Source organism: Chitinophaga cymbidii (assembly GCF_007992715.1).
In the GTDB taxonomy this organism is placed as follows: domain Bacteria; phylum Bacteroidota; class Bacteroidia; order Chitinophagales; family Chitinophagaceae; genus Chitinophaga; species Chitinophaga cymbidii.
The window spans coordinates 903,908-920,139 of sequence record NZ_BKAU01000005.1 but is presented as its reverse complement, the minus strand read 5'-3'; the positions used below and the strand labels follow the sequence as shown (position 1 = coordinate 920,139).

The following is a 16,232-nucleotide window of genomic DNA, read 5'->3' as shown; positions in this document are numbered from 1 at the left end:
AAATTCAATGGGTTGTGTGTTGGTCGTGGAAATGCCTAGCTAGTGGTGAGTGCCGTGGATGTAACATTCGAGGTTCTCAATAATTTCCTTCTGCTCATCCATGATGAACTTTACAACGTCACCAATGGATATCAAGCCGACTAATGTTCCTTCATCATTTACTACTGGTAAATGCCGGATTCTTTTATCGGTCATTTTGCACATGCATGTTTCTATGGTTTCATCTTCTGTAACAGTGATCGGATGCTCCGTCATAATTTCGCGGATAGTGGTCTCTTTGGATGCGCGGCCTTTGAGGATAACCCTGCGTGCGTAATCACGTTCTGAGAAAATGCCGAGGAATTTGTTGTTTTCAATTACTACCAGCGCACCTACGTTCCTGTCTACAAGAACCTTCAGGGCTTCATACACCGTACTGTCCGGGTGTACGGAATAAACCTCATTTCCTTTGCCCACCAAGATATTTCTGACTCTTCCCATGGTAAGCTAATTTTGAGTTGACGAATAATGTGAAAAACCTACTTTAAGTTAGCCTTATTTTCTTATAAAAGCAAAAAGTAAAAGGGAAAAAGAAAGCGTCGTAACAGCTATTTTCTCTTTCCCTTTTATTCTACGTACGTTACATTTTACGTTTTTTACGCTACTGTAAACGTCAGATATTTTGTTTTTTCAGTTCTTTCACGGCATAATCCGTTGCTCTTGCTGTTAGCGCCATGTAGGTGATGGAAGGATTCTGGCAGGCGGAGGAGGCCATGCAGGCGCCGTCTGTGATAAAGACGTTCTTTACGGCATGCATCTGGTTCCAGCCGTTGAGCACGGATGTTTTCGGATCGCGGCCCATGCGTGCGGTACCCATTTCGTGGATGCAATGCCCCGGAGGCGGCATGTCATCACTGCCACCCACGTTCTTCAGTCCCGCGGATTCAAGCATTTCCTTCGCGCTGTCCAGCATGTCTTTCCGCATGGCCAGCTCGTTATCGCGGAAACTGCAGTCGATGTCCAGCGTGGGCAATCCGTATTTGTCTTTTTTATCTTTATTCAGCCTTACTGTATTATCCTCATACGGCAGATGTTCGCCCCAGGCGCCGATCCACATGCTCCATTCGCCGGACGCTTCGCTCTGTGATTCTTTCAGCGCGATGCCGATGCCTTCGCTGCCGTTGCCACGGCCACGGCTGGCGCCGCCCTGGTAGCCGAATCCGCGTACATAGTCATCGCGTTTCGTGGAAGCGTTGGTATTGCGGAAGCGCGGGATGTAAATGCCGTTGGGCCTGCGGCCAAAGAAATATTTGTCTTCGAAGCCTTCCATGATACCACCGGCGCCTACGCCGAAGTGATGGTCCATCAGGTTGCGGCCTACCTGGTCACTGTCGTTGCCGAGCCCAGTGGGGAAGCGGCTGGACACTGAATTGAGGAGGATGGCGGCGGTGCCGAGTGTGGATGCGTTCAGGAAGATGATCTTCGCGAAGTATTCCATCGTTTGTTTCGTTTCGGCATCCATGATGCGTACGCCTTTGGCCTTTTGTGTTTTTTCGTCGTAGATCACGTCCAGCACAATGGAATACGGGCGAAGCGTCATATTCCCGGTTTTCGCCGCGGCGGGCAAAGTGGCGCCGTTGCTGGAGAAATAGCCGGTAAACGGACAACCCCGCGCGCACATGTTGCGGTACTGGCAGGGGCCGCGGTCATGCAGTCCCTTGGTCAGATGCGCCGCGCGCCCGATCGTCATAATGCGGTCCTTGTACTTTTCTTTGATGCGCGCCGCCACGTGTTTTTCCACACAGTTCATTTCCATCGGTGGCAGGAATACGCCGTCCGGCAGCTGCGGCAACCCTTCGGCCTGACCGCTGATACCTACGAACGATTCCACATACGTGTACCATGGTGCTACATCTTTATAACGGATCGGCCAGTCCACCCCATGCCCGTCTTTTGCATTCGCTTCAAAATCCAGGTCGCTCCAGCGGTAGCATTGCTTGCCCCACATGAGCGAGCGGCCACCTACGTGGTATCCGCGGAGCCAGTTGAAGGGTTTTATTTCGTTGTAAGGATTCTCCACATCATTCACCCAGAAGTGCTGCGTGGCCTCTTCAAAAGCATAGCAGCGGCTCTGGATGGGGTGTTTTTCCTTCATTTCGCGCGAATGCCAGCCGCGGTATTTGAATTCCCAGGGGGCCATGGTGGCGGTGGGGTAATCCTTGATGTGCTCCACGTTGCGGCCTCTTTCCAGCACGAGGGTTTTGAGCCCTTTCTCGCACAGCTCCTTGGCTGCCCAGCCGCCGCTGATGCCCGACCCCACTACGATGGCGTCGTATGTATGCTCCTGTTCTGCTTTAATGTTTAGGTTCATGTGTGTAGTGCTCCGATAGGATCAGAGATTTCCTTTCTTCAGTTCTTTCACCGCGTGGTCGGCCGCTCTCGCCGTTAACGCCATGTAGGTGAGCGAAGGGTTCACGCAGGACGCGGAGGTCATGCAGGCGCCGTCTGTCACGAAAACGTTCTTCGCGGCGTGTACCTGGTTGAATGAGTTGAGCACGGATGTTTTCGGATCGCGTCCCATCCTGGCGGTGCCCATTTCGTGGATCGCCATGCCGGGCCATGAGCCTCTGTCGTACGTCTTCACATTTTTTATACCTGCTGCTTCGAGCATTTCCGCGGCATCGTTCGCCATGTCTTTCCGCATTTTCGCTTCGTTCTCCTTGAACTCCGCGTTGAAGCGTAATACCGGCTGGCCCCATGCGTCTTTCACGGAATTGTCCAGCGTTACGTAGTTATCTTCATACGGCAGGCATTCTCCGAATCCGCCGAGGCCCATGCTCCATTCGCCGGGCTCTGTGAGCATTTCCTTGAAGTCTTTGCCCACGCCCATTTCGGCAACGCCCCTGCTCCAGCCGCCGCGGCTGGCGCCGCCCTGGTAGCCGAAGCCGCGCAGGTAATCACGTTTGTCCGAACCGATGTTGCGGTAGCGGGGAACGTAGATGCCGTTCGCCCGGCGGCCGTACATGTATTTATCATCGTAGCCTTCCGCGATGCCGGATGCGCCGGTGCGGAAGTGGTGGTCCATCAGGTATTTGCCCAGTACGCCGCTGTCGTTGCCGAATCCGTTGGGGAAACGTTTGGAGATGGAGTTGAGCAGTACGAAGGTGGAGCCGAGTGTGGAGCCGTTTACGAAAATGATCTTTGCATAGTATTCGATCACTTCCTTGGTATGTTTGTCGATCACGCGCACGCCGGTGGCCTTGCCTTTTGCATCATCATAGATGAGGGAGTTCACGATGGAATCCGGGCGAAGGGTGAGGTTGCCGGTTGCGTTTGCCGCGGGGAGCGTGGATGACTGGGTGCTGAAGTAAGCGCCGAAGGGACAGCCTCTGCTGCAGAGGTTCCTGAACTGGCATTTGGTACGGCCGGGCAGGTCCTGCGTGATATTGGCTACACGGCCGATGGTCATTTTACGGCCTGAAAAGTTTGATTCGATCTTTGCCTTTACGTCTTTCTCCACGCAGTTCATATCCATCGGCGGCATGAACTGGCCGTCCGGCAGCTGCGGCAGACCTTCTTTCTGGCCGCTGATGCCCGCGAAGCGTTCTACATAGTCGTACCAGGGCGCGATGTCCGCGTAGCGGATCGGCCAGTCAACCGCAATACCGTCTTTGGCATTGGCGGAAAAGTCGATGTCTGACAGGCGGTAGCTCTGGCGGCCCCACATGATGGATTTACCACCTACGATATCGGGACGGTACCAGTCGAAGCGTTTGTCTTCTTTATAAGGGCTTTCGCTGTCGTTGATCCAGTATTTTTCGTTGTGTTCGCTGTATGGGTAGTCGCGGCTGAGCTTTTCGTGGGTTTTGCGTTGCTCCTGGGTGATCTTGCCGCGGTGTTTGAATTGCCAGGGGTCCATGGTGGCGGTTTCGTATTTGCCGTGCTCGAGGTTCTTGCCGCGGTCCAGCATCAATACTTTCAGACCTTTTTCGGTGAGTTCCTTGGCTGCCCATCCGCCGCTCACCCCTGAGCCGATTACGATGGCGTCATAGGTGTTCTGGTCCTGTGCTTTTATATTCAGGTTCATTAGAGAAGTGTTTAAAGATGATAAAGAAAGATTGGTTTAAGCCCAGGCCCGGTCTCCTTTTTTATAGGGGACGCAGCCATCGAAGCGGCCGGGCACCGCTACATAGCGGAGCGCTTTGGTGCAGCCGGGCTCGGAAGTGAAGTATCCGAGCAACGTTAATTCCTTCATGTACTGGAAGTAGTGAGCCGGATCATCTTTTTTCTTGTCCTTACGCTTATTGTAATCTATCCGCTCCTGATCAACAGCCGTCAGCAGCTCGGTACGCTGTTCCGGTGTGATACTCATGAAGTCTTTCCCGGAGAAGCGTTTTTTGCTTTCCTCGTTGACTTTGCTCAAACCTTCCACAAATACTTTCTGCGCTTTTTCATCATAGCAGTCATTCACCATTACAAGGATGAATTCTTCTACTTTGGCAGCTTTTGCGCCGGGCGTAGAAGTTTCGGGAATGATGGTTTCGGCAATTTCTGCCAGCAGAGCTTTGGTTTCGGGTGTTTCTAGCGTGTAATTCTTCGTACCGGAGGTACAGCCTTCGAGTGCGGCTAACGTGGAAGCGGAAAGCGCTGTTCCCATAAGGATCGCGACATTCCTGATGGCATCTCTTCTATTCATAAACGTAAATTAATTTGACCTTCCCGGAAAGTTTCGAAAAAAAAACGAGATTCCAAAATTATTTAGGCCAAGCGGAGCAAGAATGTGTAAAATTAACACGATGTTGTGCTAAAATAGCATGGGGCGCCGTTGTTTGCGCCCCATGTTGGTGTATTTTTATAATATGTATCGCTATTTGCCGGAACCTGTGGCATTTTCTGACCTGGCCTGCGCCAGTGCCTGTCCGGAAGCGCCGCGGCCGGTGTACACGTATTTGCCCTGGCTGTTCACCATCACTACAGGGATTTTGCGTGTCTTTTCGAAATAGTCGTACGCTTCTTTCAGGTTGACCCAGAATTTCTGGGCTTCATTATCCGTCAGGGAAATGCTGCCGAGATAGTCCAGGGAGCGGGTATTCCCGAAACGTACCGGGAAAACATGCACAGGAATAAAATCCTGACCGTTGTTCTTGGCATTTACTGCAAGAATATATACTTCTTCGATAAAATCATCTGTTAACGGAATACAGCCGATGGTGAGGCAGCTGCCGTGGATGTAGATGTCGCCACCGGGCTTTTTCTGGTCGCTCAGTATCTTGTCTGAGTAATTTGGATAGTTGATACCCAGCGACAGGTGGAAACTGCTGTTCGGGTTAAAATCATTGATATAATAGAAGCCTTCGGGTACCTGCCGGTCTCCTTCCTTGCGCTTCGGCCCCATTTTACCGGAGAGGGAGCACACGCGGTATGTTTTCAGCAGGGTGAAAGTATCGGTTACGTTGTTCCGTACCCAGATCTCCAGCTCGCTGTCCAGCTTGAAGGAGCGGATATACATCTGTTTGGCGGGATAGCTGATCCCTTTTTTAGCGAATTCTTTTTTCAGCGCTTCCTCTTTTTCACGGAATGCCTCTCCCACCCTCGGGTACAACTTCTGATTCTCGAGGAAGGACTGCTGTGCCTGTGCGTTCAATGCGCCTGCCAAAAGCAACATGCCAAATACGATACGCTTCATATGTTTATGCTTTCCAGATTTCATACCAGGAAATAATATGCCAGGTAAAATAGTATAAATGCAAAAATAATATATATTACCATACCTACCTTTCTTTTGGCGAAACGTAACACATAGTGGTGATTTCCGGCGAAAATCAGGTAAGCGGTCAATAGCTGTAAAAGCCCCGCAAGGATGAATAAATATCCGAAGAGTTCTTTTAGTTCCATAGATATAAACGTCAAATTTAACGATTTTAGTGGGGAAAGTGTAAGATTTTCGCTTGAAAGTGCCTAAAACACTGGAAAAGTTAAAAATGAAACGGCTGTAAGGCACTGTAGTACGGGGTTTGGCCTGGTATCACAAGTTGTGATACCAGGCCAAACCAGCCACCATCAAGGCTTTCGAAATCCTATCAATGTACGCGGAGACTCCGGAGGCCTTATCAGTAGCTCCAAAGCGCGGAATATATCCTCAAATTGTTTGTCGTACTGCATGCGCATGGACTTCAAAGCGTTCATGACCTCGTCATAGTTGATCGACATCTTTCGCAGTGCCACAAAGGTTCTCATGATGAAAATGTTCATTTCGATGGCCCGTTCGCTCTTCAAAACAGACGACAACATGGCGATGCCTGTTTCAGTGAACGCGAACGGAAATGCGCCACCCAACTGCTTTTTGTCTGGTATCACATTTTGTGATACCAGCTCATCCACTTCATCAGCGCGGAGTTCGAACATGAAATCTTCCGGAAAACGGTCAGCATTGCGGCGTACAGCCTGCTTCAAAACTCTGGTTTCAACACCATAGAGCTCTGCAAGGTCAACGTCGAGCATAATTTTCTCGTTTCGCAGTACTACGATCTTTCTGATGATCTTTTCTTCCGGTGTAAGCGGTTTGCGCCGTTTGCCGGTCTTCGCTGGCAACGCCTTGAGAGAAGGCTTTTTTACTGGCATATCGTTCGTTGTTTAGGTTAACAAAATGTTTAAAAAAACATTGGTTAAATATAGGCCATAAATTAATCCGCACAAAAAAAGACCGCCTGAAAAGGCGGCCTTGCGAGGTTGATCTTATTGTAACATTCAATCCGTATCATTTACAAATTGCCTCTTAACGCCTGTTCGCGCTCAATAGATTCAAAGAGGGCTTTAAAGTTGCCTTTGCCGAATGATTTTGCGCCCTTGCGCTGGATGATCTCGAAGAACACGGTAGGTCTGTCTTGCAGAGGTTTGGTGAAGATCTGAAGCAGATAACCCTCATCATCACGGTCCACGAGGATGCCGAGCTGCTGCAGCGGTGCGATCTCTTCGTCGATCTTGCCCACCCTGTCCAGCAGCGTTTCATAATACGATGCGGGCACCTTCAGGAATTCGATGCCACGGCGCTGCAATTCACTGACGGTTTGCACAATGTCATTGGTCGCGATGGCGACGTGCTGCACACCGGGGCTGCCGTAAAAATCGAGGTATTCTTCGATCTGGGATTTCTTCTTGCCTTCAGCGGGCTCGTTGATGGGGAATTTGATGCGGCCGTTGCCGTTGCTCATCACCTTGCTCATCAGCGCGGAATATTCGGTGGAAATATCCTTGTCGTCGAAGGACACGAGGTTGCGGAAACCCATCGTTGTGGCGTAAAAATCTACCCAGGTGTTCATTTCATTCCAGCCTACATTTCCCACGCAGTGATCCACATACTGCAAACCGGTATCGGAAGGGTTATAATCGCTGGCCCATGCTTTGTACCCGGGCAGGAACGGTCCGTTGTAGTTTTTCCGTTCGATGAACAGATGCACGGTATCTCCGTAGGTGTGAATACCGCTGCGCACCACTTCACCGAATTCATCTTTCTCCGTTACCGGCTCCAGGTAAGGCTTTGCGCCGCGCTTCACGGTTTCCTCGAAGGCGGAGCGCGCATCGTCTACCCAGATCGCCAGCACTTTCACACCGTCGCCATGCGCATCAATGTGACGGGCGATCTCGTTGCCGGGGCGCAACGGCGTGGTGAGCACAAAGCGGAGCTTGTTCTGCACCAGCACATAGGATGCGCGGTCTTTCACGCCGGTTTCCGGACCTGCGTAGGCGAGCGACTGGAAACCGAATGCTGTTTTGTAAAAATGCGCTGCCTGCTTGGCATTACCTACGTAAAACTCCACATAGTCAGTACCATTCAGCGGCAGAAAATCGGGTTGGTCCTGAGCCGTCTTCGGCTTAACTTCTGCTGTATTCATAAAAGATTGTTTGGTATGGTTGGTTTTGATTTTTTATACTAAACTGAGCGCATACAGGTGTTTGTTGATGAAGTCGATCTCTTCGGAAGAGAGCTTCACATTGATCGCCTGTGCGTTCTGTACTGCCTGGCCTGCGTTCCGCGCACCTGCAAGCGCTACGGTAATGCCGGGGCGTTCGATCGTCCAGCGGATCACGAGCTGTGCCAGTGTGGCGTTCTTTGATTCCGCCAGCGGCTTGATGAGCGCCAGGAATGCATTGATGCGGGCGATGTTGTCCGCCTGGTAGAACCTGTTGGACGAGCGGCTGTCACCTTCACCAAATGCGTGTCCCGGTTTGATCTTTCCCGTGAGTATGCCGCGCTGCAGGGGGCTATACGCCAGAATGCCCTTCTTCGCTTCGATGCAGTAAGGCACCAGTTCTTTTTCGATGGTCCTTTCCACCATGCTGAAAGGCACCTGGTTGGAAGCGAGCGGGATCACTTTGTCCGCCTGCTTCATCTGGTCCATGCTGTAATTGCAAACCCCTGCCGCCAGGATCTTCCCCTGCTCCTTCAACCGCAGCACCGCCTCAAAAGTTTCTTCGATGGGCGTTGTCACGTCGGGCCAGTGGATCTGGTACAGGTCGATGTAATCCGTACGCAGGCGGCGCAGGGAGTCTTCACATTCCTTTATCACGCTTTCCTTGCCGGCGTATTTGTGAACATCGATGTCTTTTCCGTTGTTATCCTTGCTTTTCATTGCCAGTGCGCCTTTCGTGCCTTCCCAGGTCATGCCGAACTTTGTGAGTATCTGCACTTTGTCCCGGTTAACGCCTTGCAATGCTTCACCCACGATCTCTTCACTGGTGCCCTGTCCGTATATCGGCGCGGTGTCGATGGAGGTCACCCCCTCATCAATCGAAGCCCTGATAGCCTCCCTCGCATCCTTGCGCTCCGCGCCGCCCCACATCCATCCGCCAATCGCCCATGCACCAAAAGTGATGGCAGAAACCTGTAAATCGCTTTGTCCGAGTTGTCTGTATTCCATGCTTTAATTTTTCCCAAAAATATCTATTCCGCCCAGCTCATCACATACTTTTCATCTTCGATGATCAAAGCGTCTCTGGTGATCTGCAACGGATGAAAGGTATCCACCATCACGGCCAGCTCTTTCGTTTCCTTCGCACCGAGGCTCTTTTCCACCGCTCCGGGGTGCGGGCCATGCGGGATACCGGCGGGATGCAGGGTGATCATGCCGCGCGTCACGTGCTTGCGGCTCATGAAATCCCCGTCTACATAATATAACACCTCATCACTGTCAATGTTGCTGTGGTTATACGGTGCCGGCACGGCCTGCGGGTGGTAGTCGAACAGCCGGGGGCAGAACGAGCAGACCACGAAGTTGTGCCCTTCGAAGGTCTGGTGTACCGGCGGCGGCTGATGCACGCGGCCCGTGATGGGTTCAAAATCGTGAATGGACAAAGCATACGGGTATTCGCATCCATCCCATCCCACCACATCAAACGGATGATGGCCGTAATGAATGGGATACATGATGCCCTTCTTTTTAATGAGTATGGTGAAATCACCGGCCTGGTCGATGGTTTCCAGGTGCTGCGGCTGGCGGATGTCCCGCTCGCAGAAAGGTGAATTTTCCAGCAGCTGCCCGTAATGGCTCAGGTAACGTTTCGGGAAACGGATGGGGCTGAACGACTCCACGATAAAAAGGCGGTTGTCCGCATTGGAAAACTCCGCCTGGTAGATCGTTCCGCGGGGGATCACCACATAATCGCCATATCCGAATTCCAGTTGCCCGTACTGCGTGCGGAGCACCCCGCTGCCTTCGTGAATGAAAAGTATCTCGTCCGCATCCGCATTTTTATAGAAGTATTCCTTCATGCTCTGCCGGGGCGCGGCGAGGGAAATATGGCAATCATTATTGACGAGCACGGCCTTGCGGCTTTTGAGATAGTCATTTTCCGGCACGATGTTGAAACCCTGGAAACTGCGGTGCTTCAGCATCTTCTCTTCGGCCACCACCGGCGTTACGCTGTACGGCTCATCCACCTTTACGATCTCCGTAGGGGGGTGACAGTGGTACAGGAGGGAGTAGTGGGACGAAAAGCCTTCCGTGGAAAATAACTGCTCGGAATACAGTTTGCCGTCCGGTTTGCGGAACTGTGTATGCCGCTTGTGTGGGATCTGCCCGAGCGTATGATAATGTGGCATAAAAAAAGTTAATTATAATAAACAATACCAGCCCTGAGACAGGCATAGTCGTGCAAATAATAAACCAATACGAATTTACGAAGAAGCGGGAACGTGGTTAGACGGCAGAATCCATGGCCAGGGTTGCCATGAGGTAGCAATAGCTTTGCTGATACTTGTATGTGCGTAAAGAATGCATGTTCGTTAACCGCCTAAAATTACGGTTATTTTTACGATTGTAAAGAAAAGTTTTACCAGCCGCTATTTTAGATTTTTTCTAAATTTTGACAATACCATTTGTATTTTCGTTTTAATTTTTACACCTTTGTAATACAAAAGTCACAAAATAATAGTGCATTTATTTAACTCACATATTATCCGTATAGCTCCACTCTCTTCCGGAGTGCACGGCACTATTATTACCACAACAACCACAACCCCATCGCGGGGTTAATTTTCACATATCGTCCCATCGACCAGTTACTGGTACACTTCAGGCAGGGTTTGCCCATTTCCTCAATTAACATCTATCATTTACATGCAGGTTTTAAAATTCGGCGGTACTTCAGTCGGCAGTACACAAGCTATAGAACAGGTTTGCAGCATTATAGCATCTTACAAACGCAAAGGCCGGATGGCGGTGGTGGTATCCGCCATGAGCGGCGTCACCGACAAGCTCATTGCAGCCGGCCAGCAGGCGGGGCAAGGGCAGGAACAATACAGGACGATATTACAGGAGATCGAAAACAGGCACCTGGAAGCCATCCGGGGGCTCTTTCCCATTACCGTGCAAAGCAGCCTGCTCAGCCAGGTCAAGAAACAGCTCAACCAGCTGGAATCTTTGTGCGACGGCATCTTCCAGGTAGGTGAGCTGAGCAGGCGGTCGCTGGACAAGCTCATGAGCTTCGGAGAACTGCTCTCCTCCTGGATCGTGGCGGAGAAGCTGAAGCAGATGGGACTGCCCGCGGGCTGGAAAGACAGCCGCGAGCTGATCTCCACCGACGCCCAGTTCGGTCATGCGCTGGTGGACTTTGAGGTCACCGACCACCAGGTTACCAGCTTCTTCCAGCACCAGCCCTCCGAATACGTGATACTCCCCGGCTTCATCGCATCCGGCCCGGACAAAGAAACCACCACCCTCGGGCGCGGCGGCTCCGACTATACCGCCGCCATCGTGGCAGCGGCCATGGACGCCAGCGTACTGGAAATATGGACGGACGTAAGCGGCATGATGACCGCCGACCCGCGCCTTGTGCCGCAAGCCATCGCCATCCCCCGCATCTCCTACGAGGAAGCGATGGAGCTGTCCCACTTCGGCGCCAAAGTCATCTACCCGCCCACCATTCAGCCGGTGATGAACCGCCGCATCCCCATCTGGATCAAAAATACTTTTGCGCCGGACGATTACGGCACCCTGATACAGGACAACGGCGAAAAGCCCTTCCCTGTAACCGGCATCTCCGGCATCCAGAAAATAGCGCTGCTCACGCTGGAAGGCAGCGGCATGGTAGGCATCCCCGGCTTCTCCAAACGCCTGTTCGACGCATTGCTGCGCGAAAAGGTCAACGTGATCCTCATCACCCAAAGCTCGTCGGAACACTCCATCACCACCGGCGTGCATGAAAGCGACATGCTCAAGGCGAAAGCGGCGATAGACAGTGAATTTGCGCAGGAGATACACGACAAACGCATCGAACCGCTGCTGGTGGAAAGGGACCTCGCCATCGTAGCCGTTGTGGGCGATAACATGAAGAATTACCACGGCCTCAGCGGCAAGCTCTTCGGCGCGCTCGGGCGCAATGCCATCAACGTGCGGGCCATCGCGCAGGGCTCCACCGAAAAGAACATCTCCGCCGTGATCAATAAAGCGGACGTAAAAAAAGCGCTGAACGTTATACACGAAGTGTTTTTCGAATCCGAAACCCGGCAGGTGAACGTATTCGTCGCCGGCACCGGCAACGTAGGCGGCAAGCTGCTGGAGCAGCTGCAATCGCAGCAAAGCTACCTGCTGCAGGAACTGGGGCTGCAGGTGCGCATCATGGGCATCGCCAACAGCCGCAAAATGCGCTTCTCCGAAACCGGCATCCACCTGGATAACTGGAAAGCAGACCTGGAAGCGGGTCATGAAATGGACCTCACCCAGTTCGCGCAGCGCGTGCGGGACATGAACCTCCGCAACAGCGTGTTTGTAGACAACACCGCCAGCGATGAGGTCGCAGGGCTGTACAGTACCTTCCTCCAGCACGGCATCTCTGTAGTCACCTGCAACAAGATCGCCTGTTCCTCCGAATATGCGAACTATAAAAAGCTGAAGGACCTGGCCCGCAAATTCAACGCCTCCTTCCTCTTTGAAACCAACGTTGGCGCCGGCCTGCCGGTGATCAACACCCTGAACGACCTCGTGCGCAGCGGTGACAAGGTGAATACCATCGAAGCGGTGCTGAGCGGCAGCCTTAACTTCGTGTTCAACAACTTCGTGAACGGCGCCAACTTCCGCAAAGTGGTGAAAGCCGCGCAGGACGAAGGTTACACGGAGCCGGACCCGCGCATCGACCTCAGCGGGAAAGACGTGATGCGCAAGATACTCATCCTCGCCAGGGAAAGCGGCGCCGTACTGGAAATGAAAGACATCGTCAATCATTCCTTCCTGCCGGACGAAGCGCTGCACGCAAAAGATGTAAATGCTTTTTATGAACAGCTCGATGTACATGCCGCGCATTTCCAGCAATTGCTGCAAAATGCGTCGGACAAAGGGGAAAGGCTGAAGTTCGTGGCGCGTTACCACAATGGCGAAGCGTCGGTGGGCCTGCAGTCGGTCGGGCGTGAGCATCCCTTCTATCAGCTCGAGGGGAAAGACAACATCGTGTTATTCACCACCAGCCGGTACGCGGAGCAACCGCTGATCGTCAAAGGCGCCGGCGCCGGCGCGGACGTAACGGCATCGGGCATATTTGCAGATATTATCAGGACCGTACGATAAAACAATATATGAGCAAGCAACAATTATCATCCGTAAAAGTATTTTCTCCCGCCACCGTTGCCAACGTGGCCTGCGGTTTTGACGTGATAGGTCTGGCGATGGACGGCACCGGCGATGAAATGGAGCTGCGGATCAGCGACCAGCCCGGCGTGCGCATCACCGCCATAGAAGGCGCTGACCTTCCGCTGGAAGCAGCGCAGAACGTGGCCGGCGTGGCGTTGATGGCCATGCTGCAGGAATACGGGCAACCGGAGCTGGGCATTGAAGTATCCATCAAAAAGAACATCCAGCCCGGCAGTGGCATCGGTTCCAGCGCGGCCAGCGCGGCGGGCGCGGTAGCCGGCGCCAACAAGCTGCTGAACGATCACTTCCCGCCGGAATCACTGATACGCTTCGCCATGGAAGGCGAACGCCTCGCCTGCGGCACTCCGCATGCGGACAACGTAGCGCCGGCCATCATGGGCGGTTTCACGCTCGTGAGAAGCTATCAGCCGCTGGACGTGATACGCCTGCACACACCGGAAGATCTCTGGGTCACCGTGATCCATCCGCAGATAGAAGTGAAAACCTCCGACGCCCGCGGCATCCTCAAGCAACAGGTGCTGCTCCGCGACGCCATCCGGCAATGGGGCAACGTAGGCGCTTTGGTAGCGGGGCTTTACCGCGAAGACTACGCCCTCATCAGCCGCGCGCTGGAAGACGTGATCGTAGAGCCCATCCGCTCTATCCTCATCCCCGCCTTCCACGACCTGAAGCTCCGCTGCAAGGAAGCAGGCGCGCTCGGCGGCGGCATCTCCGGCAGCGGGCCTTCCGTATTCATGCTCAGCAAGGGCGCAGACAATGCTAATGCCGTAGCAGCCATGATGGAAAGCATCTACGCGCCATTGGGCGTAGACTACAGGATCCACGTCAGCCGCATCAGCACCGCCGGTGTGCGCGTGATAGATTGAGCTGGCATAAACCGTTAAATTTTACTTTATTTACACATGCAGTATTATAGCTTACAGAATCATCAGCACAGGGTTTCCTTCCGGGAAGCCGTTATTCAGGGCCTGGCGCCGGACAGGGGATTGTATTTTCCCGCCGAGATACCGAAGCTGGAGAAGCGGTTGAAAGACACGATTGAAGAGTACGATCCGCTATTTATTGCCCTCAGCGCCATACAGCCCTTTGTTGGCGACGACATCCCTGAAAAAGACCTTAAAAAGATCATCGCCGATACGCTCTCCTTCCCTTTTCCTTTACGCAAAGTGGAAGAAAACGTGTATGCGCTCGAGTTATTTCACGGCCCTACCCTCGCGTTCAAGGACGTGGGCGCGCATTTTATGGCGGGTTGCCTCGGGTATTTCCGCAGAGGTGAAGACAAGCCGGTGACCGTGCTGGTAGCCACTTCCGGCGATACCGGCGGTGCTGTGGCCCATGGTTTTTACAATGTACCCGGTGTGCAGGTAGTCATTCTCTACCCTTCCGGAAAAGTAAGCGACCTGCAGGAAAAGCAGCTCACCACCCTGGGCGGCAACATCAGCGCGCTTGAGATCAACGGCACGTTCGACGATTGCCAGCGGCTGGTGAAAACCGCTTTCCTGGACGACGAGCTGCAAACCCGCCGCCCGCTGACCTCCGCCAATTCCATCAATGTAGCCCGCTGGCTGCCGCAGATGTTCTACTATTTCATGGCTTACCGCGAAGCGAAACAGTGGAAGAAAGAAACCGTGATGTCCGTGCCCAGCGGCAACTTCGGCAATATCTGCGCCGGCATGATGGCCGCCGCCATGGGACTGCCCATTCATCATTTCATAGCCGCCACCAATGTGAACGATACCGTACCCCGCTATTTCAGGAACGGCGCCTATGAGCCGCAGCCGGCCGTAGCCACGCTTTCCAACGCGATGGACGTAGCGGACCCCAGCAACTTCGCGCGCATCCTGCAGATGTTCGCGCAGAACGAACGCGCGCTGAAAGCAAGCCTCACCGCTTACCGCTTTACGGACGAACAGACCGTTGCCGCCATGGAAGAAGTATTTGCGAAACACGAATACCTGATGGACCCTCACGGCGCCGTAGGCTACCTCGGCCTGAAGCAATACCAGCAAAAGCATCCCAACAACACCGGCATATTCCTGGAAACAGCGCATCCGGTGAAGTTCCTCAACACCATGCCGGAAAGCCTGCAGCAGCAGGTAACGGCGCCGGAGCAGGTGCAGGAATTGTCCGGCAAACAAAAAGTCTCCGTGAAAATGGACGCTGATTACGGGCAGATGAAGGAATGGCTGATGCAATAAGACAGGGCCGGCAAAATGCATCGCTTCCCTGTTTTTGATATACAGAATATCTTGTCTATGTTTGAAAGATGAAACTGTTACCGGTAAGTTTTCTGCTGATATTATTCGCCGCCTGCCAGCAACCCGCGCGGGAAGCCGGCGTACAGGCCGTGGAAGATTCCCTGACCACTTTTATCCGCGACATGCGGGTGGCGCTGGAAGAAAGGCCGCAGGACGATAATATCCGCATGTACCTGGCCAATGCGCTCATCGAAAGCGGGCAATACGCGGCGGCGGACAGCCAGGCGATCATCTTCGCCAAAGACTCCGCGTCGCTGGACAAAGCTTTTTACATCAAAGCGCTCATCGCGCTGAACCGCAACGATACCATCGCCACGATCGCCCATCTTACCAAAGCGATCGCACAGGCCGGCGATCGCAGCGAATACCAGGCCGTGATGATGAACGCGGACCTGCTGCTGGCCAAACATCAACCTAAAGAAGCGGCCGCCTATTACCTGCTGGCGCAAAAGCTGGACTCCACCTCCGCCGAAGCGCAATACGGCTTCGGGCGCACGCAGGAAATATTGCTGGACCGCAGGATGGCCGCGGACCGGTACCTGCTGGCGATCCGCCTGGACCCTTCGTTCAGCCCGGCATATATCCGTCTCGGCCAGCTCGCTGAAAGAGAAAAGGATATCAAAGAAGCGTTCCGGTACTACAACCTCGCCGCCAAAGCGGACCCTACCGATGCGGAAGCCTTTTACTTCCGCGGCAGGACCTTCCTGCAGCTGGGCAACAAACCCGCGGGGCTGGACGATCTCACCAAAGCCCTGTCTTTCCGCAAAGATTATCCCGAAGCAAAAGCGCTGCTCGATTCCGCGAAGGCCAACAATTTTCAGTAGGTTTGCACCTGTTCATCAATCATCAGTAA

The 16,232-nt window shown here is 53.2% G+C and carries 13 protein-coding genes; 4 read left to right on the top strand and 9 right to left on the bottom strand.

Features of this window, described 5'->3' with window-relative positions; all coding sequences use genetic code 11:
* Positions 1 to 39 precede the first annotated feature (39 nt).
* The 9 genes from CCY01nite_RS22325 to CCY01nite_RS22285 form a co-directional block, all read right to left on the bottom strand.
* Positions 40 to 480: a CBS domain-containing protein gene (locus CCY01nite_RS22325; RefSeq protein WP_146866403.1), complete on the bottom strand. Its 441-nt coding sequence runs from the start codon at positions 478 to 480 to the stop codon at positions 40 to 42.
* A gap of 172 nt (positions 481 to 652) precedes the next feature.
* Positions 653 to 2,350 (bottom strand): GMC oxidoreductase, encoded by a 1,698-nt coding sequence (locus CCY01nite_RS22320; RefSeq protein WP_146866401.1) that lies wholly within the window; start codon positions 2,348 to 2,350, stop codon positions 653 to 655.
* A gap of 21 nt (positions 2,351 to 2,371) precedes the next feature.
* A complete protein-coding gene (locus CCY01nite_RS22315; protein WP_146866399.1) occupies positions 2,372 to 4,066 on the bottom strand; it encodes a GMC oxidoreductase in 1,695 nt (564 codons plus the stop codon).
* Between the two features lie 36 nt (positions 4,067 to 4,102).
* Positions 4,103 to 4,675 carry a gluconate 2-dehydrogenase subunit 3 family protein gene (locus CCY01nite_RS22310; protein ID WP_146866397.1) on the bottom strand — a complete coding sequence of 191 codons (573 nt, stop codon included), beginning with the start codon at positions 4,673 to 4,675 and terminating at the stop codon, positions 4,103 to 4,105.
* A gap of 171 nt (positions 4,676 to 4,846) precedes the next feature.
* Positions 4,847 to 5,665 carry a L,D-transpeptidase family protein gene (locus tag CCY01nite_RS22305; protein WP_146866395.1) on the bottom strand — a complete coding sequence of 273 codons (819 nt, stop codon included), beginning with the start codon at positions 5,663 to 5,665 and terminating at the stop codon, positions 4,847 to 4,849.
* 374 nt (positions 5,666 to 6,039) lie between these two features.
* The gene (locus tag CCY01nite_RS22300; protein WP_146866393.1) at positions 6,040 to 6,600 is read right to left on the bottom strand and encodes an ORF6N domain-containing protein; all 561 of its coding nucleotides are present in this window, start codon (positions 6,598 to 6,600) and stop codon (positions 6,040 to 6,042) included.
* Positions 6,601 to 6,740: 140 nt separating this feature from the next.
* Positions 6,741 to 7,871, bottom strand: a complete 1,131-nt coding sequence (gene hppD, locus CCY01nite_RS22295) for a 4-hydroxyphenylpyruvate dioxygenase (RefSeq protein WP_146866391.1) — start codon at positions 7,869 to 7,871, stop codon at positions 6,741 to 6,743.
* Between the two features lie 33 nt (positions 7,872 to 7,904).
* Positions 7,905 to 8,897 carry an aldo/keto reductase gene (locus CCY01nite_RS22290; RefSeq protein WP_146866389.1) on the bottom strand — a complete coding sequence of 331 codons (993 nt, stop codon included), beginning with the start codon at positions 8,895 to 8,897 and terminating at the stop codon, positions 7,905 to 7,907.
* 23 nt (positions 8,898 to 8,920) lie between these two features.
* Positions 8,921 to 10,078: a homogentisate 1,2-dioxygenase gene (locus CCY01nite_RS22285; RefSeq protein ID WP_146866387.1), complete on the bottom strand. Its 1,158-nt coding sequence runs from the start codon at positions 10,076 to 10,078 to the stop codon at positions 8,921 to 8,923.
* Positions 10,079 to 10,595: 517 nt separating this feature from the next.
* Here CCY01nite_RS22285 and thrA point away from each other — a divergent pair.
* From thrA to CCY01nite_RS22265, 4 genes are all read left to right on the top strand, one after another.
* Positions 10,596 to 13,037 (top strand): bifunctional aspartate kinase/homoserine dehydrogenase I, encoded by a 2,442-nt coding sequence (thrA, locus tag CCY01nite_RS22280; protein WP_146866385.1) that lies wholly within the window; start codon positions 10,596 to 10,598, stop codon positions 13,035 to 13,037.
* Positions 13,038 to 13,045: 8 nt separating this feature from the next.
* Positions 13,046 to 13,987 carry a homoserine kinase gene (locus CCY01nite_RS22275; RefSeq protein WP_146866383.1) on the top strand — a complete coding sequence of 314 codons (942 nt, stop codon included), beginning with the start codon at positions 13,046 to 13,048 and terminating at the stop codon, positions 13,985 to 13,987.
* 36 nt (positions 13,988 to 14,023) lie between these two features.
* Positions 14,024 to 15,319 carry a threonine synthase gene (gene thrC / locus CCY01nite_RS22270; protein ID WP_146866381.1) on the top strand — a complete coding sequence of 432 codons (1,296 nt, stop codon included), beginning with the start codon at positions 14,024 to 14,026 and terminating at the stop codon, positions 15,317 to 15,319.
* Positions 15,320 to 15,387: 68 nt separating this feature from the next.
* Positions 15,388 to 16,203 carry a tetratricopeptide repeat protein gene (locus tag CCY01nite_RS22265; RefSeq protein WP_146866379.1) on the top strand — a complete coding sequence of 272 codons (816 nt, stop codon included), beginning with the start codon at positions 15,388 to 15,390 and terminating at the stop codon, positions 16,201 to 16,203.
* The last annotated feature ends 29 nt before the right edge of the window (positions 16,204 to 16,232 follow it).

Excerpts from the sequence above, each read along its gene's own strand:
- CCY01nite_RS22310 (WP_146866397.1), bottom strand. The coding sequence starts at position 4,675 with ATGAATAGAAGAGATGCCATCAGGAATGTCGCGATCCTTATGGGAACA.
- thrC (WP_146866381.1), top strand. The coding sequence starts at position 14,024 with ATGCAGTATTATAGCTTACAGAATCATCAGCACAGGGTTTCCTTCCGG.
- CCY01nite_RS22265 (WP_146866379.1), top strand. The coding sequence starts at position 15,388 with ATGAAACTGTTACCGGTAAGTTTTCTGCTGATATTATTCGCCGCCTGC.
- hppD (WP_146866391.1), bottom strand. The coding sequence starts at position 7,871 with ATGAATACAGCAGAAGTTAAGCCGAAGACGGCTCAGGACCAACCCGAT.
- CCY01nite_RS22305 (WP_146866395.1), bottom strand. The coding sequence starts at position 5,665 with ATGAAGCGTATCGTATTTGGCATGTTGCTTTTGGCAGGCGCATTGAAC.
- thrA (WP_146866385.1), top strand. The coding sequence starts at position 10,596 with ATGCAGGTTTTAAAATTCGGCGGTACTTCAGTCGGCAGTACACAAGCT.
- CCY01nite_RS22300 (WP_146866393.1), bottom strand. The coding sequence starts at position 6,600 with ATGCCAGTAAAAAAGCCTTCTCTCAAGGCGTTGCCAGCGAAGACCGGC.
- CCY01nite_RS22315 (WP_146866399.1), bottom strand. The coding sequence starts at position 4,066 with ATGAACCTGAATATAAAAGCACAGGACCAGAACACCTATGACGCCATC.
- CCY01nite_RS22290 (WP_146866389.1), bottom strand. The coding sequence starts at position 8,897 with ATGGAATACAGACAACTCGGACAAAGCGATTTACAGGTTTCTGCCATC.
- CCY01nite_RS22325 (WP_146866403.1), bottom strand. The coding sequence starts at position 480 with ATGGGAAGAGTCAGAAATATCTTGGTGGGCAAAGGAAATGAGGTTTAT.
- CCY01nite_RS22275 (WP_146866383.1), top strand. The coding sequence starts at position 13,046 with ATGAGCAAGCAACAATTATCATCCGTAAAAGTATTTTCTCCCGCCACC.
- CCY01nite_RS22320 (WP_146866401.1), bottom strand. The coding sequence starts at position 2,350 with ATGAACCTAAACATTAAAGCAGAACAGGAGCATACATACGACGCCATC.
- CCY01nite_RS22285 (WP_146866387.1), bottom strand. The coding sequence starts at position 10,078 with ATGCCACATTATCATACGCTCGGGCAGATCCCACACAAGCGGCATACA.